General features: G+C 60.8%; 21 protein-coding genes, 2 tRNA genes and 1 rRNA gene. 7 read left to right on the forward strand and 17 right to left on the reverse strand.

Annotation, left to right across the window (positions count from 1 at the left end; all coding sequences use genetic code 11):
- The first annotated feature begins 37 nt into the window (after nucleotides 1-37).
- Nucleotides 38-805 carry a CDP-diacylglycerol diphosphatase gene (locus SSARUM_RS23000; RefSeq protein ID WP_060431310.1) on the forward strand — a complete coding sequence of 256 codons (768 nt, stop codon included), beginning with the start codon at nucleotides 38-40 and terminating at the stop codon, nucleotides 803-805.
- Here SSARUM_RS23000 and SSARUM_RS23005 read toward each other — a convergent pair whose 3' ends face one another.
- Together SSARUM_RS23005 and pdeH are read right to left on the reverse strand one after the other, a co-directional pair.
- Complete coding sequence (locus tag SSARUM_RS23005; protein WP_033649973.1) at nucleotides 806-2,845, reverse strand: AsmA family protein; 2,040 nt, start codon at nucleotides 2,843-2,845, stop codon at nucleotides 806-808. It abuts the gene before it with no gap.
- A gap of 90 nt (nucleotides 2,846-2,935) precedes the next feature.
- The gene (gene pdeH / locus SSARUM_RS23010; RefSeq protein ID WP_033649972.1) at nucleotides 2,936-3,727 is read right to left on the reverse strand and encodes a cyclic-guanylate-specific phosphodiesterase; all 792 of its coding nucleotides are present in this window, start codon (nucleotides 3,725-3,727) and stop codon (nucleotides 2,936-2,938) included.
- A 240-nt stretch (nucleotides 3,728-3,967) separates the two neighbouring features.
- Here pdeH and kdgK point away from each other — a divergent pair, with 240 nt between their 5' ends.
- The 3 genes from kdgK to SSARUM_RS23025 all read left to right on the forward strand — a co-directional run bounded on the left by kdgK (nucleotide 3,968) and on the right by SSARUM_RS23025 (nucleotide 5,838).
- Nucleotides 3,968-4,900, forward strand: coding sequence for a 2-dehydro-3-deoxygluconokinase (kdgK, locus tag SSARUM_RS23015; protein WP_033649971.1), 933 nt, complete (start codon nucleotides 3,968-3,970; stop codon nucleotides 4,898-4,900).
- 66 nt (nucleotides 4,901-4,966) lie between these two features.
- Nucleotides 4,967-5,146: a hypothetical protein gene (locus SSARUM_RS23020; protein ID WP_033649970.1), complete on the forward strand. Its 180-nt coding sequence runs from the start codon at nucleotides 4,967-4,969 to the stop codon at nucleotides 5,144-5,146.
- Nucleotides 5,143-5,838 carry a LuxR family transcriptional regulator gene (locus SSARUM_RS23025; RefSeq protein WP_033649969.1) on the forward strand — a complete coding sequence of 232 codons (696 nt, stop codon included), beginning with the start codon at nucleotides 5,143-5,145 and terminating at the stop codon, nucleotides 5,836-5,838. The genes SSARUM_RS23020 and SSARUM_RS23025 overlap by 4 nt, the downstream gene beginning before the upstream one ends.
- Before the next feature lie 53 nt (nucleotides 5,839-5,891).
- On the opposite strand, the gene ilvC is transcribed toward SSARUM_RS23025, so the two are convergent.
- A complete protein-coding gene (ilvC, locus tag SSARUM_RS23030; protein WP_038874693.1) occupies nucleotides 5,892-7,367 on the reverse strand; it encodes a ketol-acid reductoisomerase in 1,476 nt (491 codons plus the stop codon).
- A gap of 168 nt (nucleotides 7,368-7,535) precedes the next feature.
- Here ilvC and ilvY point away from each other — a divergent pair, with 168 nt between their 5' ends.
- On the forward strand, nucleotides 7,536-8,426 hold the full coding sequence (gene ilvY, locus SSARUM_RS23035; protein ID WP_033636409.1) for an HTH-type transcriptional activator IlvY: 891 nt from the start codon (nucleotides 7,536-7,538) through the stop codon (nucleotides 8,424-8,426).
- A gap of 8 nt (nucleotides 8,427-8,434) precedes the next feature.
- Here the strand turns inward: ilvY and SSARUM_RS23040 are convergent, their stop codons facing one another.
- The 10 genes from SSARUM_RS23040 to SSARUM_RS23085 all read right to left on the reverse strand — a co-directional run bounded on the left by SSARUM_RS23040 (nucleotide 8,435) and on the right by SSARUM_RS23085 (nucleotide 18,778).
- A complete protein-coding gene (locus tag SSARUM_RS23040; protein ID WP_060388456.1) occupies nucleotides 8,435-9,136 on the reverse strand; it encodes a DUF2461 domain-containing protein in 702 nt (233 codons plus the stop codon).
- 21 nt (nucleotides 9,137-9,157) lie between these two features.
- Nucleotides 9,158-9,736, reverse strand: coding sequence for a hypothetical protein (locus SSARUM_RS23045; protein ID WP_060431314.1), 579 nt, complete (start codon nucleotides 9,734-9,736; stop codon nucleotides 9,158-9,160).
- On the reverse strand, nucleotides 9,736-10,731 hold the full coding sequence (locus SSARUM_RS23050) for a hypothetical protein (protein WP_033654501.1): 996 nt from the start codon (nucleotides 10,729-10,731) through the stop codon (nucleotides 9,736-9,738). Before SSARUM_RS23050 ends, SSARUM_RS23045 begins: the two co-directional genes overlap by 1 nt.
- A 112-nt stretch (nucleotides 10,732-10,843) precedes the next feature.
- Nucleotides 10,844-12,388 (reverse strand): threonine ammonia-lyase, biosynthetic, encoded by a 1,545-nt coding sequence (ilvA, locus tag SSARUM_RS23055; RefSeq protein ID WP_033649966.1) that lies wholly within the window; start codon nucleotides 12,386-12,388, stop codon nucleotides 10,844-10,846.
- A 5-nt stretch (nucleotides 12,389-12,393) separates the two neighbouring features.
- Nucleotides 12,394-14,244: a dihydroxy-acid dehydratase gene (gene ilvD, locus SSARUM_RS23060; protein WP_033649965.1), complete on the reverse strand. Its 1,851-nt coding sequence runs from the start codon at nucleotides 14,242-14,244 to the stop codon at nucleotides 12,394-12,396.
- A 76-nt stretch (nucleotides 14,245-14,320) separates the two neighbouring features.
- Complete coding sequence (locus SSARUM_RS23065) at nucleotides 14,321-15,247, reverse strand: branched-chain amino acid transaminase (RefSeq protein WP_033636413.1); 927 nt, start codon at nucleotides 15,245-15,247, stop codon at nucleotides 14,321-14,323.
- 23 nt (nucleotides 15,248-15,270) lie between these two features.
- Nucleotides 15,271-15,528: an acetolactate synthase 2 small subunit gene (gene ilvM / locus SSARUM_RS23070; protein ID WP_004929955.1), complete on the reverse strand. Its 258-nt coding sequence runs from the start codon at nucleotides 15,526-15,528 to the stop codon at nucleotides 15,271-15,273.
- Nucleotides 15,525-17,171, reverse strand: coding sequence for an acetolactate synthase 2 catalytic subunit (gene ilvG / locus SSARUM_RS23075; RefSeq protein WP_039569749.1), 1,647 nt, complete (start codon nucleotides 17,169-17,171; stop codon nucleotides 15,525-15,527). The genes ilvM and ilvG overlap by 4 nt, the downstream gene beginning before the upstream one ends.
- Before the next feature lie 142 nt (nucleotides 17,172-17,313).
- A complete protein-coding gene (ilvL, locus tag SSARUM_RS23080; protein WP_013814970.1) occupies nucleotides 17,314-17,412 on the reverse strand; it encodes an ilv operon leader peptide in 99 nt (32 codons plus the stop codon).
- Nucleotides 17,413-17,545: 133 nt separating this feature from the next.
- On the reverse strand, nucleotides 17,546-18,778 hold the full coding sequence (locus tag SSARUM_RS23085; RefSeq protein WP_033649963.1) for an MFS transporter: 1,233 nt from the start codon (nucleotides 18,776-18,778) through the stop codon (nucleotides 17,546-17,548).
- 341 nt (nucleotides 18,779-19,119) lie between these two features.
- Here SSARUM_RS23085 and SSARUM_RS23090 point away from each other — a divergent pair, with 341 nt between their 5' ends.
- Nucleotides 19,120-20,643, forward strand: coding sequence for a YifB family Mg chelatase-like AAA ATPase (locus SSARUM_RS23090; protein WP_033649962.1), 1,524 nt, complete (start codon nucleotides 19,120-19,122; stop codon nucleotides 20,641-20,643).
- Between the two features lie 27 nt (nucleotides 20,644-20,670).
- On the opposite strand, the gene SSARUM_RS23095 is transcribed toward SSARUM_RS23090, so the two are convergent.
- Nucleotides 20,671-21,009 (reverse strand): MaoP family protein, encoded by a 339-nt coding sequence (locus tag SSARUM_RS23095; protein WP_004929946.1) that lies wholly within the window; start codon nucleotides 21,007-21,009, stop codon nucleotides 20,671-20,673.
- 119 nt (nucleotides 21,010-21,128) lie between these two features.
- Here SSARUM_RS23095 and hdfR point away from each other — a divergent pair, with 119 nt between their 5' ends.
- The gene (hdfR, locus tag SSARUM_RS23100) at nucleotides 21,129-21,956 is read left to right on the forward strand and encodes an HTH-type transcriptional regulator HdfR (RefSeq protein WP_039569756.1); all 828 of its coding nucleotides are present in this window, start codon (nucleotides 21,129-21,131) and stop codon (nucleotides 21,954-21,956) included.
- A gap of 261 nt (nucleotides 21,957-22,217) precedes the next feature.
- On the opposite strand, the gene SSARUM_RS23105 is transcribed toward hdfR, so the two are convergent.
- The 3 genes from SSARUM_RS23105 to rrf all read right to left on the reverse strand — a co-directional run bounded on the left by SSARUM_RS23105 (nucleotide 22,218) and on the right by rrf (nucleotide 22,631).
- Nucleotides 22,218-22,293, reverse strand: a tRNA-Trp gene (locus SSARUM_RS23105).
- A gap of 51 nt (nucleotides 22,294-22,344) precedes the next feature.
- A tRNA-Asp gene (locus SSARUM_RS23110) sits at nucleotides 22,345-22,421 on the reverse strand.
- A 94-nt stretch (nucleotides 22,422-22,515) separates the two neighbouring features.
- Nucleotides 22,516-22,631 (reverse strand): 5S ribosomal RNA (rrf, locus tag SSARUM_RS23115).
- Nucleotides 22,632-22,668: the final 37 nt, after the last annotated feature.

The raw sequence follows: 22,668 nt of genomic DNA on the forward strand, positions 1-22,668 counted from the left end.
CTATGCTGGATGTTTCTCTCGGTAACAGGATCGGCCGATGTCTCTGCGTCGTGGGGTATTTGTCTGCGTTGCGCTGCTGGCGGCTCTCGCCATCGCGCTCTATTACGGGTTGAAGCCTGATCATCCCGATGCGCTGTGGCGCATCGTCAGCCAGCAATGTCTGCCCAATCAGCAAGCGCATGACAACCCGGCGCCCTGCACGCAGGTAGATGTGCCGGCCGGCTTCGTGGTGTTTAAAGATCGCAACGGGCCGCTGCAATACCTGCTGATGCCCAGCGCCAAAATCACCGGGATAGAAAGCCCGGCGGTGCTGGACGCCACTACGCCGAATTTCTTCGCCCAGGCCTGGCGCGCGCGCCACGTGATGGCGGAACACTATGGCAAACCGATCGACGATGGCGATATTTCACTGGCGATCAACTCGGAATATGGCCGCACGCAAAACCAGCTGCACATTCATATCTCCTGCCTGCTGCCGGCGGTAAAACAGCGGCTGGCGCAGATCGGCCCCGATTTTATCGATCAATGGCAACCGTTGCCCGGCGGCCTGTTGGGGCATGACTATCTGGGGCGGCGGGTGACCCCCGCCGAACTGGAACAACAGGGCGCCTTCCGCCTGTTGGCTTCCGGCCTGCCGCGCGCCGAAAGGCGCATGGGCAGCTTCGGCCTGGCGATGACCGCGCTGCCGGACGGCGATTTCCTGCTGCTGGCGACCGAGCGCAGCCTGCTGCCGTTTACCCTGGCCTCGGCGGAAGAGATCCAGGATCACGACTGCCGGCTACTCACGCCGCCGCCGCACGCCTGACTATTTTTTGCCTTTCATCTCCCGCAGGATCTGCCCGCACTGGTTCTCCTCGCCGCCTTCACTGGGTGAAACCAGCGCCAGCAGCGCCGCCGCCGGCGTCAGCACCGCCCCCAACGCCACCGCCGCCGCACCGCGCGCGATCAGCGGCCCGGCTTTCACCCCGGCGTCGGGGTGCTTGAAGGTGCCTTTCACGTACAGCGGCGAGCGCAGGGTCAGCACGCGCATCCCCTTGCTTTCCGGATCGATGGACAAATCCAGCCGTTCGGTGGAGAGGTTGGTGTTGCCGGTGATGTTGATCACCGCGTTCTCGGTGTCGAACACGAACAGCCGCGGCGCGGCGACGCCGCTGCGGATGCCGACGTCCGCCGCGGCGCAATTGATGCCCACCACGTCGTCGCCGAACAGCTGCGCCACCAGATAGTTGCCGACGTTCAGGCCGAGGATCTCCATCAGGCTACGGCTGATCACCCCGTTATTGATCAACAGGCGCAGGTCGCCGTTGCTGGTCGCCAGCAGCTCGGCCACCGAATTGCCGCTGCCCGTCAGCCTGGCGTCGCCGTTCATCTGCCCGAGGCTGCGCTTCATCGCCGCCACGTTCGGCAACAGCTGTTTGAGCTGGAGTTTGCGCGCATGCATATCCACCTGGCCGCGCATCGGCTTTTTGCCGCCGTCGAGGCGCACCACGGCGTTCAGGCTGCCGCCCGCCATGCCGAAGCGCAGCGGATCCAGGCGCAGTTCGCCATTGTTCAGCTTCAGATGCGTGGCCAAATCGCTCAGCGGCAAATCGCTGCCGCGTTCGATACGCGCGGCGGCAAACTTCACGTCCGCATCCATCTTGCGCCAGCTTTGCGTATCGAACTGTTCGACCGGCAGCACCTTATCCGCCGGCTGGCGGCTCTTCTCGCCGCGCCCGGCTTTGGCGGCGTTGGAGTCCGCGCCGATCAGCGGCGCCAGATCCGCCAACCTCAGCTGCCGGGAGCTCACCGCGCCGCTCAGCGTCGGCCGCGGCTTACCGGCAACGTATTTCAAATCGCCGTGAATGTCGCTGTCACCGATTTTGCCGTCGAATTTCTGATATTCGAACACGGCGCCGCCCGGCTGATGCAGGCGGGCAATCAGATGGCCATCGGTCGCATACGGCGGCGTGTTCGGCAGCAGCACGCCGGTCAAGCCATAGAGATTACCCAGGCTTTCGCCGGAAAATTTCAGCTGCACGTCCAGCCCGCCGAGGTTCAGCGGATCGGTCAAGGTGCCCGCCACCGCCACACGGGTGCTGCCGGAGCGCACGTCGGCCTGCAGCGGGAACGGCAGATCGGCGCTCTGCAGCGACAGCATGCCGCCAATCTTGCCGCTGCCGCTCAGCGGCTCGCCGTTGTATTTGCCCTTGACCTGCCAACCGAAGACGTAGTCAGGAGTGGCGGCCTTGCCGCTGCTCTGTTTGCCGGTCACTTCACTGAACGGCAGCGGTTTGCCGAGCGGATCGATGACGGCGCGGAAGTCCGCCTTCAGCGTGGCGTCTTTAAAGGCGATCTGCCCCTTGTCGAACACGATGTCGTGAACGGTGAACGACCAGTCGGAAGGCGGTTGCTGCGGATCCTGGCCAGCGGCCAGGTCAAACGTCCAGTTGTTGTCGCCGTTGGCCAGGCGTTGCAACGACGCATTCGGCTGCTTGAGCCAAATGCGCGGGATCAGCAGTTCTTTCTTCAGCAACGCCAGCGGTGCGATGCTGGCGTCGACGCGCTGCAGCGTCACCATGCTGTCGCCGGGCATGTTTTTCGGGTTACCCAGCCACACGTCTTCGGCGTGAATATGCGGCCAGGGCACCCAGGCGCGCCAGCCGCCCTCATCCCGGTTACGCGACCAGTCGACGCCCAGATCGCCGCGGATGGCGAACGGCCGCCGCAGTTCGGCCGACACTTTGTCGTTGATGGTGGGCTTGAGTCGATTCCAGTCGAAGGTAGCGATGAAGATCGCCAGCGCGGCGATCGCCAGCAGCACAATGCCGCCCAGCCAGCTGAAAACCTTTCCTGTTCTTGTCATAGGGCTCCCTCAGCACATAAACCGGGCTGCCGAATGAAAGGAAAAGGAATGAGCAGCCCCGTTTAAGATTAGCTGAGGATAGGCCGGAGTTCACGCCGGCGCGCCGGGCGCGGCGAACAGCGTCGGTACGCTGTGTAAAGTTTCAAAGCATGCCGGGCGGGAAAGATAGTAACCCTGCGCGGCCAACGCGCCGGAACGCTGCACCAGCCGCCACTCCTGCTCGGTTTCCACGCCTTCGACGATCACCCCGTCGCTGTACTGGTTCATCATCTTGATCAGGGTGCCGAGCAGCTGCACGCCCTCTTCAGACTGTTTAAGCAAGGTGAACAATTCGCGCGCTACCTTGATGTATTGATAGCGCCAGGCGCCGACGGCGGAGAAGTTGGCCAGCCCGCTGCCGAAATCGTCCAGCCACAGCCGTTCGCCGCCGACCATCTGGTGCAACGGGCGGTTTGACGCCGTTTCGGCGTGCTCCACCAGTTCGAAGCGCAGATAGGGCATCTCGGCGATCTGCCGCTGCAGCTCGCTATGGCGCTGCAACGCTTGCAGCGCCATGCCGTCGATATTGACCGACACCATCAACGCGTGGCGAATGAACAATGCCTGCCAGCGCTGCAACAGCGCCAGCTGTTCCTGGATCACCCGCAAACGCTGGGCGACGCCGAGCGAGGAAAAATACTGTTCCGGGGATTGCCGTTTGTCCGGTTCATTCGGGTGATATACCGCCGTCAGCAGTTCCACCGCCAGCAGCGCGCCGCTGGTGCGATAAATCGGCTGGAAGGTATACAAGCGCCGGCATTGCCGCCAGTAGCGCCGCGATTTGGCGCAGGCATAGAGGGCAAAACAGGGCGCCAGCAGACCCGAGATCAGGTTGGTTATCATCGGTACTATCGCCGTGGCGGGGAAGTGAGAGCGCTGCCGCTGTTTCTTTACCCAGCTTATCGGCCGCGCCGCGCAAAACTTTAAGCACGAATTGCCGCACGGTTTCTTCTTCACCCTGTTTTGGCATGGGCCGATCGCGATCATAAAAAATCAAAACACCGTTTTAATTTATTGACTCCCTCACCGCCTTGCGTGGAGACTGGCGGTTGTTGCTTCTTCTTTAGCCAGGGCTTATTGACGATGACTATCCGAAATCTCGCCGTGATCGGCGAATGCATGATCGAACTGTCGCAGCAGGGCGCACAGCTGACGCGCGGCTTTGGCGGCGATACCCTCAACACCGCCGTCTACCTCGCCCGCCAAATGCCGGAACAGACGCTGCAGGTGCATTACGTCACCGCGCTCGGCACCGACAGCTTCAGCGACGAGATGCTGCAGGCCTGGCGGCAGGAGAAGATCGAGACCGGGCTGATTCAGCGGTTGGAAAACAAACTGCCGGGCCTGTACGTGATCGAAACCGACGCCGCCGGCGAACGCACCTTCTACTACTGGCGCAACGACGCCGCCGCCCGGTATTGGCTGGCGGGTCCCCAGGCCGACGCACTGTGCGCCCGGCTGGCGCAGTTCGATTACCTGTATCTCAGCGGCATTAGCCTGGCGATCCTCGCGCCTGCCGACCGCACGAAGCTGCTGGCGCTGTTGCGCCGCTGCCGCGCCAACGGCGGCCAGGTTATCTTCGACAATAACTATCGCCCGCGCCTGTGGCACAGCCGTGAGGAAACGCAGCAGGCCTACCGTGAGGTGCTGGCCTGCACCGACATCGCCTTCCTGACGCTGGATGACGAAGAGCTGCTGTGGGGCACGCAGCCGGTTGAACAGGTGGTGGCGCGCACGCAGGCGCTCGGCGTCGGCGAGATCGTTATCAAACGCGGCGCGGATGCCTGTCTGGTGTTCAGCGTGGAGGGAGAGCGGCTTGAGGTGCCGGCCATCGCGCTGCCGCCGGAGCGCGTGGTGGATACCACCGCGGCGGGCGACTCTTTCAGCGCCGGTTACCTGGCGGTACGCCTGAACGGCGGCAGCGCCCAACAGGCGGCGCAGCGCGGCCACCAGCTCGCCGCAACGGTGATCCAACACCGCGGCGCCATCATTCCCGCAGCGGCGATGCCCGCATAGCCAATAAGGCGGCGGCGAGGTAGCCTCGCCGCCCGCACAATAGATCCCAGAAGCATTGATGAGAGGATGATTGAAAGAATTTCCCTGGCGTTGGCTTATTTCCGCCCAGAGCTGCTAAGCTCGGGTCTTGGCATTGCTGCCTTTTTGAATTTATTAGCCGAGTATAAATTTCAATCCGCCGCACTGACTAGCTGGACTTTGGTGCAGGTCGGGCTGAGCCGCGAACGACAGGGAGGTTACCAATGACCGTCACATTCGCCAACGCCGTCGCCGCAAGACTGCATCTTGACGGCCGACTGCACGCCTTCAACCAATTCAAATACGCTTATTTGACCTTCAACAAACACCTTCCCGATCGCCATCTGCTGGTCTCGAGCTACCCGCAAGAATGGCTGGACATCTACAGCGCCAATCGCTATCAGCGCATCGATCCCGTCGTGCGCGCCGCCCATAGTCGCTGCGCGCCCTTTATGTGGCACGACACCCCCGTCACCACCGAGGATCGGCATTACCGGAAGATCTTCAGCCAGGCGCGGGAGTACGACATCGTGCACGGCTGCAGCTTTGTTTTGCACGATCACGACAACAACCTGGCGATCTTGTCGATCAGCGCCACGGCAGCCGATGACGCCGAACTGCGGCAGCTGATGGAAGACGAGAGGGCCAGCCTGCAGATGGTATTGGTCGATACCCACCAGCACGCTCTGGCCTTGGCCAGCGCCGAGGCGAGCCGGACAGACCGGCTCTCGCCGCGCGAAGGGGAAATCCTCTACTGGGCCAGCCAGGGCAAAACCTACCATGAGATCGCGCTGATCCTGGGGATAAAAACCGGCACGGTGAAGTTTCACATCGGCAATGCGGTGCGTAAGCTGGGGGTCGCCAACGCCAAACACGCGATCCGGCGCTGCCTCGAACGGCAATTGATCACGCCACCGTAGGCATAAAAAAGCCGGCATCGCTGCCGGCTCTGTGTGCTTTGCCTTGCGGGAAATCAGCCCGCAACGGCGATGCGTTTCATGTCGGTCATGTAGCCACGCAGTTTGCGGCCGACGGTTTCGATCGGGTGGCTGCGCACCGCTTCGTTCACGTCACGCAGCTGCGCGTTGTCCACCGCCGTACCCGCCGCGGCTTTGCCCAAATCGCCCGCCTGCAGGGTGGTCATGAAGTCCTTCAGCAGCGGCACCGCCGCGTTGGCGAACAGGTAGTTGCCGTACTCTGCGGTATCGGAGATAACCACGTTCATTTCATACAGACGTTTGCGCGCAATGGTGTTGGCGATCAGCGGCAGCTCGTGCAGCGACTCATAGTAAGCCGACTCTTCGATGATGCCGGCATCGACCATAGTTTCGAACGCCAGCTCAACGCCCGCTTTCACCATTGCCACCATCAGCACGCCGTGATCGAAGTACTCTTGCTCGCTGATTTTGCCTTCAAACTGCGGCGCATTCTCGAACGCGGTTTTGCCGGTCTCTTCGCGCCAGGTCAGCAATTTCACGTCGTCTTCCGCCCAGTCGGCCATCATGCCGCTGGAGAACGCGCCGGAGATGATGTCGTCCATGTGCTTCTGGAACAGCGGCGCCATGATGGTTTTCAGCTGTTCGGACAGCGCATAGGCACGCAGCTTGGCCGGGTTGGACAGGCGATCCATCATCAGGGTGATGCCGCCCTGCTTCAGCGCTTCGGTGATGGTTTCCCAGCCGAACTGAATCAGTTTCTCGGCGTAAGCCGGATCGGTGCCCTCAGCAACCAACTTATCGAAGCACAGCAGCGAACCCGCCTGCAGCATGCCGCACAGAATGGTCTGCTCGCCCATCAGGTCGGATTTCACTTCGGCGACGAATGAGGACTCCAGCACGCCGGCGCGGTGGCCGCCGGTGGCCGCCGCCCAGGCCTTGGCAATCGCCATGCCTTCGCCTTTCGGATCGTTTTCCGGGTGAACCGCAATCAGGGTCGGCACGCCGAAGCCGCGCTTGTACTCTTCACGCACTTCGGTGCCCGGGCATTTCGGCGCGACCATCACCACGGTGATATCTTTACGCACCTGCTCACCCACTTCAACGATGTTGAAGCCGTGGGAGTAACCCAGCGCCGCGCCGTCTTTCATCAGCGGCTGCACCGCGCGCACCACGGAAGAGTGCTGCTTGTCCGGCGTCAGGTTGACCACCAGATCCGCCTGCGGGATCAGGTCTTCGTAGGTGCCGACCTTAAAGCCGTTTTCGGTCGCCTTGCGCCAGGAAGCGCGCTTCTCGTCGATCGCTTCTTTGCGCAGGGCATAGGCGACGTCCAGGCCGGAGTCGCGCATGTTCAGCCCCTGGTTCAGGCCCTGGGCGCCACAGCCGACAATCACCACTTTTTTACCTTTCAGGTAGCCGGCTTCGTCAGCAAATTCGTCGCGCGCCATAAAGCGGCATTTACCCAATTGCGCCAACTGCTGACGCAGGTTCAATGTGTTGAAATAGTTAGCCATGGTGGTACTCCGGTTTGATGTTGTCTTGCATTGTTATTTTCATTCCCCGCCCTGTCTGTGCGGAGATTCGTTAAACTCAATGTATAACAGGAAATGCGTTGCTTAAATTGATATATTAAGAACGTGACATTGCAATTTATGCAACACACTCACTGCGAGCGTATCGATATGGATTTACGTGATTTAAAGCTGTTCCTGCATCTGGCCGAAAGCCATCACTTCGGGCGCACCGCCAAGGCGATGCACGTCAGCCCGTCGACGCTCTCCCGCCAGATCCAGCGGCTGGAAGAGATCCTCGGGCAGCCGCTGTTCCTGCGCGATAACCGCACCGTGCAGCTGACCGACGCCGGCGAACAGCTGAAAGAATTCGCCCAGCAAACGCTGCTGCAATATCAGCAGCTGAAGCACTCGCTCGGCCAGCACGGCCCTTCGCTCAGCGGCGAACTGCGGTTGTTCTGCTCGGTGACCGCGGCGTACAGCCACCTGCCGCCGATCCTCGATCGCTTCCGCGCGCAGCACCCGCTGGTGGAGATTAAGCTGACCACCGGCGACGCCGCCGACGCGGTCGACAAGGTGCAATCCAACGAGGCCGATCTCGGCATCGCCGGCCGGCCGGAAACGCTGCCCGCCAGCGTGGCGTTCACCAAAATCGGCGAAATCCCGCTGGTGCTGATCGCGCCAGCGCTGCCCTGTGCGGTGCGCAGCCAGGCGTTCGCCGACAGGCCCGACTGGGCCGAGATCCCGTTCATCCTGCCGGAGCACGGCCCTTCGCGAAAACGCATCGAGCTGTGGTTCCGCCGCCACCGCATCAGCAATCCGCTGATTTACGCCACCGTCGGCGGCCACGAAGCCATCGTGTCGATGGTCGCTCTGGGCTGCGGCATCGCGCTGATCCCAAGCGTGGTGGTGGACAACAGCCCGGAGCCGGTACGCAACCGCATCTCGCAGCTGGATAACATCTCGATGGTCGAACCGTTCGAGCTGGGGGTCTGCGTCCAGAAAAAGCGCCTCAGCGATCCGCTGATCGACGCCTTTTGGCGCTTGCTGCATCCCCGCTGACGCGGGGTTTACAGATCCGCCGGATCGACCTGCTTCATCGTCTCTACCTGCATCAGCCAGTGGTAGAGCGGCTCAAGCTGCAAAAATGCCCCGGCCAGCAGCGGCGCCAGATCGGCGCTGAACAGCTTTTCCACTTCGCTGTCGGTCACCATCACCGCGAACGATTTGCGGTTGTACCAGGTGGCGATCTCCGCCGCCTGTTCCTTCACCAGCGGGCGCTTGTAGCTCTCACCCACCAGCTCGAACGGCGGCCGGCAGCAGGCGGCCACCTCAAGGAAAGGCTGCGGCCGCTGCCTCAGCGTATGGCGGAACAGATCCATGGTCGGCTTGTTGGCGCTGTAGTAGCCGAGCCCATAGCGCAGCATGTCCGGCCCCAGTTCGAAAAAGTAGACCGGCGCGTCTTTCCAGTCTTTACTCGGGCGCTTGAACGTCAGCCACATGCGGCTGCGGTAGCGCGATTTGTCATGAGAAAAGCGCGTATCGCGATGAATGCGCGACAGCGTTTTGCCGATCGCCGGGCGAGTCTCGAACTGCGGGTCGATCGCCAGCATGCCGGGAGCCAACTGCTCCACCAGCGCGCGAAACGGCGCCAGCAGCTCGCGATCGTAGATGTCGCGGTTGCCGTCGAACCACGCCTTATCGTTCTCGATCCGCACCTGCTGCAGGAAATTCAGACCCTGCTGGCTAAAGCCGGAGAAGGGTTGCGTCATAAGTTTTTCCGTTCTGACGGTTTATCGGGTGTTGCGCAGATCTTCCCTCTGCCAACGGCGTTTGATCAACACGCGCCGACGCGTGCGAAAATAAGCGACATAGAGATAGAACGCCGCCCGGTTGCTGAATAGCGCCCCGCCAACCACGCCCCCCAGCAGCATGGCGACAGTGGCGATGCCGGTCATCCCCGCCGCCCACGCCGCCGCGGCGCCAAGGCAAAACAGGCCGAGCATGCCAAGGTAATATTGCAGCAATACCACCCCGCTGTTTTTACCCTGCACCAGTTGGAACAGGATCAACGTCATCCACACCGCCACGATCGCGCCGCTGCCCATGAGAACGGCGGCGGAAGTCTTGCCGCTCCAGGCGGCCGCCACGTCCGTGGCCAGGCCCATCACGCCCGCCAGCCCCAGCGCCAGGCAAACCATCAGCAACATGACATTGCCGACGCCCGGCGGCGACAGCCGCTGGCCCGGCGTCAGGAAATGCTGCTCGAGCTGCGCATCCACACCGGCGAAAAGCGCGCCATCGCGCGCCGCGATTTGGCGTTCCATCTCCCGGCCCTGCGCGATCAGGCGTTTAATCATCCAGTCCGCCATTACCTCACCATCTGCGGCAATTTCTGCATAATGCCCACAAAATACTGCCCGGTGGTTTTCACATTCACCGGCGCAGACAGGGTGCCGCTGATGCCGCTACCCACGAACGTCAATGAGTTATTGAGCGCCGAATGCAATTGCTGGCGCAGCCCGTTTTGGATCGCTTCCGTCGGGTAGCGCTTCGGGTATAAGCCGTTCTTCACCATCTCTTTCAAGACGTTATTGGAAATTCCCGGATTTTCCGCCCGAATGATGTTTTCGGTCAGCCGCTTCCTTTCGCTACGGGGCATGCTTTTCAGCCATTCCGTCGCCTTGCGCGCCGAAATGCGGCGCATGGCGCGGTAGGTCATCGTCGCTTCCTTCAGGGCAGCCCCGGCACTGGCCAGCGAGATCACATCGAGCACGGTACTGGTAGCGATATACCACTGTTCTGAGTCGAGCTGAGCCAGTTCATCGCCTTTCCCGTCATAAAGCTTGTTGACGCGGTACAGCCCATTGCCGCACTGCAACGCGCTGGCGGCCATGCCGGCATAGCCCAGATAAGCCACCGCCGAGCTGGTGCCGCCGGTAAACGGCACGGCGACGCTGCCCGACGCCAGTAAAAATACCGATACCAGCAGCGTTCCGCACGACAGCGCGGCCGAGGCCAACTCTTTGCTGACGCTGGGTTTGCTCAACGCTTCCGACAGCGTATTGGTCGCGGCAACGCGTGAAGTATGAGCCACCGTTTTGCTGATGACCACGTGGGTAACCTGCGAAGCGTTTGAGTAACCGGTGTGCTGCGTCGGGCGGACTAAAAATGAGTTCTGCCCGTCGGAAAAAATAATGCCCACGCCATGAAAGGCGAGGCTGCAGTCCAGCGAGTCCTGCAAGGCTTGCAGATTAATATCGCGATAGAATTCTTGTACGCCGGTATTGCCCAACAGGCGGGCAAACTCGGCGTTGGTCAAATCGTCTTCGGGGGAACCGAACGGCGTAGAAAAAGCGGTTTTCATTGTCGTGCATCCCTATACGTCAGAAGTCTTGGCAGTATAAAAATGCACGACAAAATCACAACCATGCAACCCATAAACTGACTAACGCGTCACGGTTGCTTATCAATCCGACTCACCCCTGCAAAAAGAAGCGGAACGCCGGGTTGTCGGTTTCGTCGTGGCAATCGTAGCCCAGCGCCTGCAGGTGACGCTCGAATTCCGGCTCGCTTTGCGCCAGCTCGAAGGCCGCCAGCACCCGGCCGAAGTCGGTGCCGTGGCTGCGATAGTGGAACAGCGAAATGTTCCAGTGCGTGCCCAGCGTCTGCAGGAACTTCAGCAGCGCGCCCGGCGACTCCGGAAACTCAAAGCTGTACAGCCGTTCGCGCAGCGGCTTCGACGGACGCCCGCCCACCATGTAGCGCACGTGCAGCTTGGCCATCTCGTCGTCCGACAGATCCACCACCTGATAACCGTCGGCGTTGAGTTCGTCGATGATCTCCCGCCGTTCGGCGTGGCCGCGCGTCAGACGCACGCCGACGAAAATGCAGGCGTTGTCGGCATCGGCGTAGCGGTAGTTGAATTCGGTCACCGAGCGGCCGCCCAGCAGTTGGCAGAACTTGAGGAAGCTGCCCTGCTGTTCCGGAATGGTTACCGCCAACAGCGCTTCGCGTTGTTCGCCCAGTTCGCAACGTTCGGAAACGTAGCGCAGCCCGTGGAAGTTGAGGTTGGCGCCGGACAGCACGTGCGCCAGACGCTCGCCCTGAATATTGTGCTGCTGCACGTACTTTTTCAGCCCCGCCAGCGCCAGCGCGCCGGAAGGTTCGGCAATGGCGCGCACGTCCTCGAACAGATCTTTGACCGCCGCGCAGATGGCGTCGCTGTCCACGGTGATCACGTCGTCCAGATACTCACGGCACAGGCGGAAGGTTTCGTCGCCGATGCGCTTCACCGCCACGCCTTCAGCGAACAGCCCGACGCGCGCCAGATCCACCGGATGGCCGGCATCCAGCGCCGCGCGCAGGCAGGCGGAGTCTTCCGCTTCGACGCCGATCACTTTGATCTGCGGCATCAGCTGCTTGATCAGCACCGCCACCCCGGCGGCCAGGCCGCCGCCGCCGACCGGCACGAAGACCCGATCCAGATGCGCGTCTTGCTGCAGCAGCTCCATCGCCAGCGTGCCCTGCCCGGCGATCACCGTCGGATGATCGAACGGCGGCACGAAGGTCATGCCCTGCTGTTGGGAAAGCTCGATCGCCTTCGCCTTGGCCTCGTCGAAATTGGCACCGTGCAGCAACACTTCGCCGCCGAAACCGCGCACCGCATCCACCTTGATGTCCGCGGTGGACACCGGCATCACGATCAGCGTTTTGAGCCCCAGCCGTTTACCGGAGAAGGCGACGCCCTGCGCGTGGTTGCCGGCCGAAGCCGTTACGACGCCGCGCGCCTTCTGCTCTTCGTCCAGCCCGGCGATCATCGCATAGGCCCCGCGCAGCTTGAAGCTGTGCACCGGCTGGCGATCTTCGCGCTTCACCAAAATGGTGTTGCCGAGGCGCGAAGAGATTTTGCTCATGGCCTGCAACGGGGTGACCTGCGCCACCTCGTAGACCGGCGAGCGCAGTACCGCTCGCAGATATTCCGCGCCGCAGGGGGCGCTGGGTAGGGGTTGAGAGACCGCCATACTGCTTATCCCCCCAGTTTGCTCTTGTCGCGCACCGCGCCTTTGTCGGCGCTGGTGGCCAGCGAGGCGTAAGCGCGCAGCGCGAAGGACACCTGACGTTCACGGTTTTTCGGCGTCCAGGCCGCGTCGCCGCGCGCCAGTTCCGCCTCATGCCGCGCCGCCAGCTCCTGCTCGCTGACATCCAGCTGGATGCCGCGATGCGGAATGTCGATCGCGATCATGTCGCCGTCCTGCACCAGGGCGATCAGGCCGCCGTTGGCCGCCTCCGGCGAGGCGTGGCCGATGGACAGCCCGGAGGTGCCGCCGGAGAAACGCCCGTCGGTGATCAGCGCACACGCCTTGCCCAGCCCCATCGATTTCAGATACGTGGTTGGGTAAAGCATTTCCTGCATGCCCGGCCCGCCTTTCGGCCCTTCGTAACGGATAACGACCACGTCGCCCGCCACCACTTTGCCGCCGAGGATAGCTTCTACCGCATCATCCTGGCTTTCATACACTTTGGCAGGGCCGCGGAAGGTGAGGATTTCCTTGTCTACGCCGGCGGTTTTGACGATACAGCCGTTTTCCGCCAGGTTGCCATACAGCACCGCCAGCCCGCCGTCCTGACTGTAGGCGTGCTCACGGGTGCGGATGCAGCCCTCCTTGCGGTCGGTGTCCAGCGAATCCCAGCGGCAGTCCTGAGAGAATGCCTGCGTGGTGCGGATACCGGCCGGCCCGGCGGAGTACATTTTCTTGACGCTTTCGTCGCGGGTCAGCATCACGTCGTAGGCTTCCAGCGTCTGCGGCAGGGTCAGCCCCAGCACATTGTTCACCTCGCGGTTCAGCAAACCGGCGCGATCCAGCTCGCCGAGGATGCCGATTACGCCGCCGGCGCGGTGCACGTCTTCCATATGGTATTTCTGCGTGCTCGGCGCCACCTTGCACAGGTGCGGCACTTTGCGCGACAGGCGATCGATGTCTTCCATGGTGAAGTCCACCTCGCCTTCCTGCGCCGAAGCCAGCAGGTGCAGTACGGTGTTGGTCGAGCCACCCATGGCGATGTCCAGCGTCATGGCGTTCTCAAACGCCGCCTTGTTGGCGATATTGCGCGGCAGCGCGCTCTCGTCGTCCTGCTCGTAATAGCGTTTGGTCAGCTCGACGATGCGCTTGCCGGCGTTGAGGAACAGCGCTTTGCGATCGGCGTGGGTGGCCAGCAGCGAGCCGTTGCCCGGCTGCGACAGGCCCAGCGCTTCGGTCAGGCAGTTCATCGAGTTAGCGGTGAACATGCCGGAGCAGGAGCCGCAGGTCGGGCAGGCGGAACGCTCGATCTGCTCGCTGTCGGCGTCGCTGACGTTCGGGTTAGCGCCCTGGATCATCGCATCCACCAGATCCAGCTTGATGATCTGGTTGGAGAGTTTGGTCTTGCCGGCTTCCATCGGGCCGCCGGAGACGAAGATCACCGGGATATTCAGGCGCAACGCCGCCATCAGCATGCCCGGGGTGATCTTGTCGCAGTTGGAGATGCACACCATCGCGTCGGCGCAGTGGGCGTTCACCATGTATTCGACCGAGTCGGCGATCAGCTCGCGCGACGGCAGGGAATAGAGCATGCCGCCGTGGCCCATGGCGATGCCGTCATCCACCGCGATGGTGTTGAACTCTTTGGCCACGCCGCCAGAAGCTTCGATCTGCTCGGCGACCAGTTTGCCCAGATCGCGCAGATGCACGTGGCCCGGCACGAACTGGGTAAAGGAGTTGACCACGGCGATGATCGGCTTGCCGAAATCGGCGTCGGTCATCCCGGTCGCGCGCCACAATGCGCGGGCACCCGCCATATTGCGGCCGTGGGTGGTGGTGGCGGAACGGTACTTAGGCATGCTCTTTTCACTCCAAATGTATTTATGACAGGCGGCGAACGAACCGCCTGGATATTCTTATCTGTCTGTCTTGTCGTTACGGATTTACCGGATCCAGCCAGCCGTATTTGTCTTCTGTCTTGCCGCTGAACAGGCCGAAGAACGCCTGTTGGATCTGTTTGGTCACCGGACCGCATTTGCCGATGCCGACCTGAATGCCGTCCACGCTGCGTACCGGCGTGATTTCCGCCGCGGTGCCGGACATGAACACTTCGTCGGCCAGGTACAGCGATTCGCGCGACAGCACCTGCTCACGCACTTCGAAGCCCATGTCTTTCGCCAGCTTGATGATCGCGTCGCGGGTGATGCCCGGCAGCGCCGAAGAGGTGAACGGCGGGGTGTAAATCACACCGTCTTTCACTTCAAACAGGTTCTCGCCCGCCCCTTCGGAAATGTAGCCGTGCACGTCGAGCGCGATGCCTTCCTGATAGCCGTGGCGACGCGCTTCGCTGCCCACCAGCAGGGAGGAAAGATAGTTACCGCCGGCCTTGGCCGCAGTGGGGATGGTGTTTGGTGCGACGCGGTGCCAGGAGGAGACCATCGCATCGATGCCTTGATCCAGCGCTTCTTCACCCAGATAAGCGCCCCAAGGAAACGCCGCGATAATCACGTCCGTTTTGTAACCGGCCGGCGGGTTGACGCCCATGCCGACATCGCCGACGAACACCAGCGGGCGGATGTACGCGCTGACAAGGTTGTTCTTGCGCAGCGTGGCACGGCAGGCTTCCATCAGCTCGTCGACGCTTTGCGAAACCGGCATGCGGTAGATTTTCGCCGAGTCGTGCAGGCGCTGCATATGCTCGCGATGACGGAACACTACCGGCCCCAAGTGCGAGTCGTAGCAGCGCACCCCCTCAAATACCGACGTGCCGTAATGCAGCGCGTGCGACATCACGTGCACTTTGGCCTCGGCCCAGGGAACCATCTCACCATTGAACCAAATGTAATCGGCTTTCTTTGTCATTGTTATTTATCCTTCTCGGCGCCTCAGGCGCGTATTTGTTGTGATGTTGGCTGCTGGATCTCGACGCAGGAGACGTCCATCAGTTTGCTTAATTGAGATGACAACAGGGCAACCGGACGCGGGCTGGCAACGGTCAATTCGATATTGATGCTGTCGGCGTTGGCCGGGGAAACCATATTCATAGCACAAACCTGAAAGCCGCGATGACGCACGACCCGCAATACGCGCTCTAACATTTCGGGGCGAAAACGCGCCTGGATCGAGAGTTGATGCTGCATCATGATATTTCCTCCAACATGGTTTCGTTGCCGGCGCCCGGCGGCACCAGCGGCCAGACGTTTTCGAGTTCGTCGATAGAGACCTGCAGCAGATAAGGGCCTTCGGTGTTGAACAGCGCCTCGAGCGCGCCCTCCACCTGATCCTTGCGGCTGATGCGCTGGCCGGGAATGCCGAAGGCGGCGGCCAGCATCAGGAAGTCGGGGTTATCGGACAGGTTGGTTTCACTGTAGCGGCCGTCGAAGAACAGCTGCTGCCATTGACGCACCATTCCGAGGCGCTGGTTGTCCAGCAGTACGATCTTCAGCGGCAGCTGTTTGCGCTTGATGGTGCCCAGTTCCTGCACGTTCATCATGAAGGAGCCGTCGCCCGAGACGCAGATCACCGTATCTTGCGGGCGCGCGATCTGGGCCCCTACCGCCGCCGGCACGCCGAACCCCATGGTGCCGAGGCCGCTGGAGGTGATGAAATTCTCCGGGCGTTCGAACGTCATGTGCTGCGCGCTCCACATCTGGTGCTGGCCCACGTCGGTGGTCACTACGCTGTTGGCCGGCTTGCGGGCGGACAGCTGGCGCAAGAACAGCGGCGCGTAGATCGGCTGGCCGGGGTGATCGTAGCGGCAGGCGTGGTCGGCTTTCAGCGCCGTCACCTGCTGCTGCCAGGGGGCGATGTTCAGCGGGCGCTGCAACGCCGGCAGCAACGCTTTCAGATCGCCTTGCAGGGCCACATGCGCCTGGCGCAGCTTGCTCATTTCCGCCGGGTCGATATCCATGTGGATCACTTTGGCGTGCGGTGCGAAGGCGTTCAGTTTGCCGGTCACGCGGTCATCGAAACGCGCGCCGACGGCAATCAGCAGATCGCACTCCTGCACCGCCAGGTTGGCAGCCTTGGTGCCGTGCATGCCCAACATGCCGAGGTACAGCGGATCTTGCGCATCCGGCGCGCCCAGCCCCTTCAGGGTGGCGACGTTCGGCATGCGGGTCACGGCGATGAACTCGCGCAGCGCCGGCACCGCCTGCGCCATGCCCACGCCGCCGCCGACGTACAGCATCGGTTTGTGCGCCTGCGCCAGCAGCTCGGCCGCCTCCGCCAACGCCGCCGCCGGGAATGCCGGCGCTTCATCGACCGGTATCAGATGCGGGTGCAAGTCGCCCTGCGCCAGCTGGATGTCTTTCGGGATATCGATCAGCACCGGGCCAGGACGGCCGCCGGCGGCGATGGCGAAGGCTTCCGCCATAATGCCCGGCAGCGCGTCCAGCGATTCCACCAGGAAGCTGTGTTTGGTGCAGGCCAAGGACAGGCCAAGAACATCGATCTCCTGAAAGGCATCGGTGCCGATCAGCGCGGAACCCACCTGACCGGTGATGGCGACAACGGGAACGGAATCGAGCAGCGCATCAGCCAGGCCGGTGATCAGGTTGGTGGCGCCAGGGCCGGAAGTGGCGATGCAAACGCCGACTTTGCCGGTGGCGCGGGCGTAGCCGATGGCGGCCATCGCGGCGCCCTGTTCATGGCGGCACAGCAGGTGTTCCACACCGCCGTCGTACAACGCATCGTACACCGGCATGATTGCCCCGCCCGGATAGCCGAATACGGTATCCACACCCTGCGCACGCAACGCTTGAACTACCCACTGAGCGCCATTCATAGTTATTTCCCCGCCTTACTTCGACAACCGCAGGATTTTGTTCTGTTTTTCATGCTCTGCCCCTTGCTCCACTTTTCTCTTGCCAATAAAAAACCCCCGGACCTGACGGTGCGGGGGTTCTCTTGCGATTCCGGCTTGTTTGCTAAGCCTTTCTTCGTCCAAGTGCAGCCCCGCACGGTGGGATAATAATCACCACCACGCTAATCACGACTAGGCTAATCACTTGGGCAAAGGCTTTCATAATGGGTTTGTTCACTGTGCTCATTCAGAACTAATGCTTACAGAGGTACCATAGTCGCGCGCGGCATGACAACTCTTTTTTTGCGTTATTATTCGGCGCAATCTGGTCATACCTCACGCGAATAGCCCGGATTTCACACGTTGGCGCGCACGCCCGGATTTTTCACCGCGTCTGTTATCGCCTTACCGCGCGTATCCTTGCCGAAGAACACCAACAGGGCGATCGCCAGCGCCACCGTACCGGCGACGATCGCCATCGCCAGGCCGTAATTATGCCCATGATGTTCGGCGATGGTCGCCTGCAGCGTGGCGTTGACCGAAGCGATCAGGTTACCCAACTGGTACACGAACCCCGGCAGCACCGCGCGGGTGTTGGCCGGCACCAGCTCAGTCAGGTAGGTCGGCACCACGCCCCAGGCGCCCTGCACCATGAACTGCATCAGGAAAGCGCCGATCCCCAACATCAGCGAACCGCTGGAAAATGCCCACAGCGGGATCACCGGCAGCGCCAGCAGCGCGGCGATGATGATCGCTTTTTTGCGGCCGATCTTTTCCGACAACGAACCGAAGAAAACGCCGCCGATAATTGACGCGATATTGTAGCTAATGGCGATGATACTGACGGTTTTTGGATCGAAACCATGCTGAACTTTCAGAAACACCGGATACAGATCCTGCGTGCCGTGGGAGAAGAAATTGAACGCCGCCATCAGCAGCACCAGATAGCAGCACAGCTTCCAGTGGCTCTTCAACGCCGGCAGCAAGGCAGAGCTTTCCTTGCGTTCACGCGCCGCCAGCCACACCGGCGACTCCTGCACGCAATAATAAATAAACGGCAGCAGCAGGATCGGCGCCGCACCGATGACAAACATGCCGCGCCAGCCGACCGTTTCGAACAACAGGCCGTACACCACCGCCGCCAGCAGATAACCGAACGGATAGCCGGCCTGGAAAATGCCCGACATCAGGCCGCGCGAGCGGTCCGGTATGGTTTCCATCGCCAACGACGACGCCACGCCCCAGATGCCGCCCATCGCAACGCCGTACAACACCCGCAACAGTAAGAAGACCGTCAGCGAGGGCGCGGCGGCGGAGAGCAGCTCAAACACCGAGAAGAAGACGATATTCAGCATCAGGATCGGCTTGCGGCCATATTTTTCCGCCGCACGCCCGAAGATCAGCGCGCCAATCGGGCGCACCGCCAGCGTGAGCAGAATCGCCAACGTCACCTGTTCCAGACCGACGTGAAAGGATTGCGCGATGTCACTGAGTAAGAATACCAGCACGAAAAAATCGAAAGCGTCGAGCGTCCAGCTTGAAAAGCTGGCGATTGCCGCGTTGCGTTGCAGCGGGGTCCAACCAAACATAGTGTTATCCCTACCGTAGAGTACGAAGTCAGGAGGTTTAGCGGCTGCCGGGCAGAATGCGGCGGCGGTCGGGGTTTGTTAAATACGTGATTTTTCTTTTAATCAATTGTTAAATACACCCGTTAACCCTATGATTGCAATGCGTATGGACCGCTAATGTGTTGCAGCCTTCAGCGAATTGTTAATGGGTATTGCCGCAGGTTGCGAGGCGGCTCGCACAACCTCATTTATTTCGATGAAAATCAGCGATTACTCTGCTAAATACATCGAAAAACCACCAATAACGCCGCGCAATACCCAGATGAATCACGCATCATGTCGCCCTCAGCAAGGAGAGCGATATGTCACTGGCGGTAATCTATAGCCGCGCCATCATCGGCGTTCAGGCCCCTTCCGTGACGGTGGAGGTGCATATCAGCAATGGCCTGCCCGGCCTGACGCTGGTCGGCCTGCCGGAAACCACGGTAAAAGAGGCGCGCGATCGGGTGCGCAGCGCCCTGATCAATAACGGTTTCACCTTTCCCGCCCGGCGCATCACCGTCAATTTGGCACCCGCCGATCTGCCGAAAGAAGGCGGGCGTTACGATCTGCCGATAGCGCTGGCGATCCTCGCCGCCTCCGAGCAATTGCCCCTCGCACCGTTGGCGCGCTACGAGTTTCTTGGCGAGCTCGCGCTGTCCGGCTCACTGCGCGCGGTCAGGGGCGCGATCCCGGCGGCGCTGGCGGCGGCTGATGCCGGGCGGCAACTGATCCTCTCAACGGACAACGCCGCCGAAGTCGGCCTGATCGCGCAGTCGCACTCCCATACCGCGCGGCACCTGCTGGAAGTCTGCGCTTTTCTGCTCGGCCAGGGCGAACTGCCGGTGGCGGCCACGCCCCCCGCTGTGGACAACGCGTGCGAAAACGCCGACCTGCGCGATATCATCGGCCAGGAGCAGGCCAAGCGGGCACTGGAGATCGCCGCCGCCGGCGGGCATAACCTATTGCTGATTGGGCCGCCGGGCACCGGTAAAACCATGCTGGCCAGCCGCCTCACGGGCCTACTGCCACCGCTCACGGAGCCTGAGGCGCTGGAAAGTCTAGCGGTCGCCAGCTTGCAGCATCACATTCCCGCTGCCCTACCATGGCGCCAGAGGCCGTTTCGCGCACCGCACCACAGCGCCTCGATGGCGGCATTGGTCGGCGGCGGCTCACTGCCGCGACCGGGCGAGATCTCGATGGCGCATAACGGCGTGCTGTTTCTGGATGAACTGCCGGAATTCGAGCGTAAGGTACTGGATGCGCTGCGTGAGCCGTTGGAATCCGGCGAGATCGTGATTTCACGCGCCAACGCCAAGGTCTGTTTCCCCGCCAGAGTGCAGCTGATCGCGGCAATGAACCCCAGCCCGACGGGGCACTATCAGGGGTTGCACAATCGCGCCTCACCGCAGAAGGTGTTGCGCTATCTGGCCCGGCTGTCAGGGCCTTTTCTCGACCGTTTCGATCTGTCTATCGAAGTGCCGCTGTTGCCGCCGGGAACACTCAGTCATCGGAAAACACACGGAGAAAGCAGCGAACAAGTGCGGAAAAGAGTGCTGCTGGCACGCGCCCGGCAACTTGAACGCGCCGGTAAAGTCAACGCGCTGCTGAGCAACCGCGAAGTGGAACGGGATTGCGTTCTGCAGTCGGCAGACGCCGAGTTTTTGGAGGCGACATTAAACGCGCTGGGGTTATCGGTTCGCGCCTGGCAGCGCATCTTGAAAGTGGCGCGCACGCTGGCGGATTTGGCGGGAGATGCTGAGCTCGACAGGCGCCACCTCAGCGAAGCACTGGGCTATCGCAGCATGGACCGCCTGCTGTTACAACTGCATCGTAGTCTGGAATGAAAATGGGGCCCGCAGGCCCCATCGTCTTTAGTCTTCGCTGTCGCTGTAATCTTCTACTGCGTCAGCCTGCGGTTTACCGCCGGACAGAGTATGGAATTTCTTCGGGCGACGTGTGCGCGCCAGATATTTAGCCCATACTTTTTCCTGTTCGGTAGCCGCTTCGCGCTCACCGCGGCACACTGCGACGAACAGTTGTTCTTCTTCAGTGGCCGGCTGGCGTTTGCCCGAGTCCAGCTCGTTAAACGCGTAGCCGAAGCGCTCTAGCAATTGCGCCTCTTTAATGGTGAAATCGCCGTGACGGGAGAACCCGCGAGGGTAATGTTTATTATCAAAAAAACGATTGGTCGTGGTGAAGCTATCCGCCATCTGACACGCTCCTAATTCTCTTATGGCCGTGCTGTTTATGGCGCGGAGTATTAGATAGGCTTGACAGCGTGTAAAACAAAACATTTAAATCTTAACGACAAATTTTTTTGGAGATAGGTGTGGATACCGAATTACTGAAAACCTTTTTGGAGGTCAGTAGAACGCGTCACTTTGGCAGAGCCGCAGAATCTTTGTACTTAACGCAGTCCGCGGTCAGTTTCCGCATCCGTCAGTTAGAAAACCAGCTGGGCGCCAATTTATTTACCCGTCATCGCAATAATATCCGCCTGACGCCTGCTGGCGAGCGGCTTCTGCCCTATGCCGAGAGCCTGATGAACACCTGGCAGCTGGCGAAAAAGGAGGTCGTGCGTTCGCTGCAACACACCGAGTTGTCGATCGGCGCTACCGCTTCGCTGTGGGAAGCCTATCTGACCCCTTGGCTACAGGCGCTCTATCAACAACGCGAAGCGCTGCAGCTAGAAGCCAGGGTGGCATTAAGGCACTCTTTGGTAAAACAACTGCATGAAAGGCAGCTCGATTTACTGATCACCACTGAACCGCCTAAGATGGATGAATTGGCCAGCCAGCAACTGAGCAATTTCTCATTACGCCTGTTCTCATCCGCGCATCGTGACAAACAGGCCCCCATGCCCTACATCAAGCTGGAATGGGGAGCCGACTTCCACCAACAGGAAAGCCGCATACTGGAAGGTGATAACGTGCCGGTGCTTACTACCACCTCCGCTCACCTGACGCGTCAGCTGTTGGAAACCACGGGTGGATGTGCTTTCCTGCCCAGCCAGTGGGAAAAAGAGTATCCACAGTTGGTGGCCGCCACCGAGATCCCGCCGATTATCCGCCCACTGTATGCCGTCTGGTTGCAAAACAGCGATCAACAGCCTTTGATTCGGCAATTACTTAAAATACCTATAAATACCGCAGCCTAAAGCGTTATGGCGGCCTTAAACGCCGTCATCGTGGTCATGCCTGTCTATCACACCAAAACGCGCTCATCGCCTTCTGAGAGAAGATAATGCAAAACGAGATAAGAATCAGGAGGCCGGCAGGATAGAGTTCGGAGGAACATGAAGCAACCAGGATCGGGCAAACATCGGCATATAACGTCAAAAGCGCTCTATTCCAAAGCGGTAAGGAAGAAAAATGATAGGCAAAAAAAAACCCTTTGCTTTCGCAAAGGGTTCTTAATATGGCAGGGGCGGAGAGACTCGAACTCGCGACACCCGGTTTTGGAGACCGGTGCTCTACCAACTGAGCTACGCCCCTAAATCTCGCTTAACATTATGCCTGCTAATAAAGCAGGCATAATTAAATAAGTGGCGGAACGGACGGGGCTCGAACCCGCGACCCCCTGCGTGACAGGCAGGTATTCTAACCAACTGAACTACCGCTCCACCGATTCTTTTACGTTGCATCTTTCGATGCCGGCAATATCGCGCTCTGCGATTTGCGCATTACCAGTCGTCACGCTGATAACGTTTATTTGATGCCTGGCAGTGTCCTACTCTCGCATGGGGAGACCCCACACTACCATCGGCGCTACGGCGTTTCACTTCTGAGTTCGGCATGGGGTCAGGTGGGACCACCGCGCTATTGCCGCCAGGCAAATTCGTTTCATTCCAACCGCTTCACTCTCGTGTC

It is taken from the genome of Serratia sarumanii, from assembly GCF_029962605.1.
Lineage (GTDB): Bacteria > Pseudomonadota > Gammaproteobacteria > Enterobacterales > Enterobacteriaceae > Serratia > Serratia sarumanii.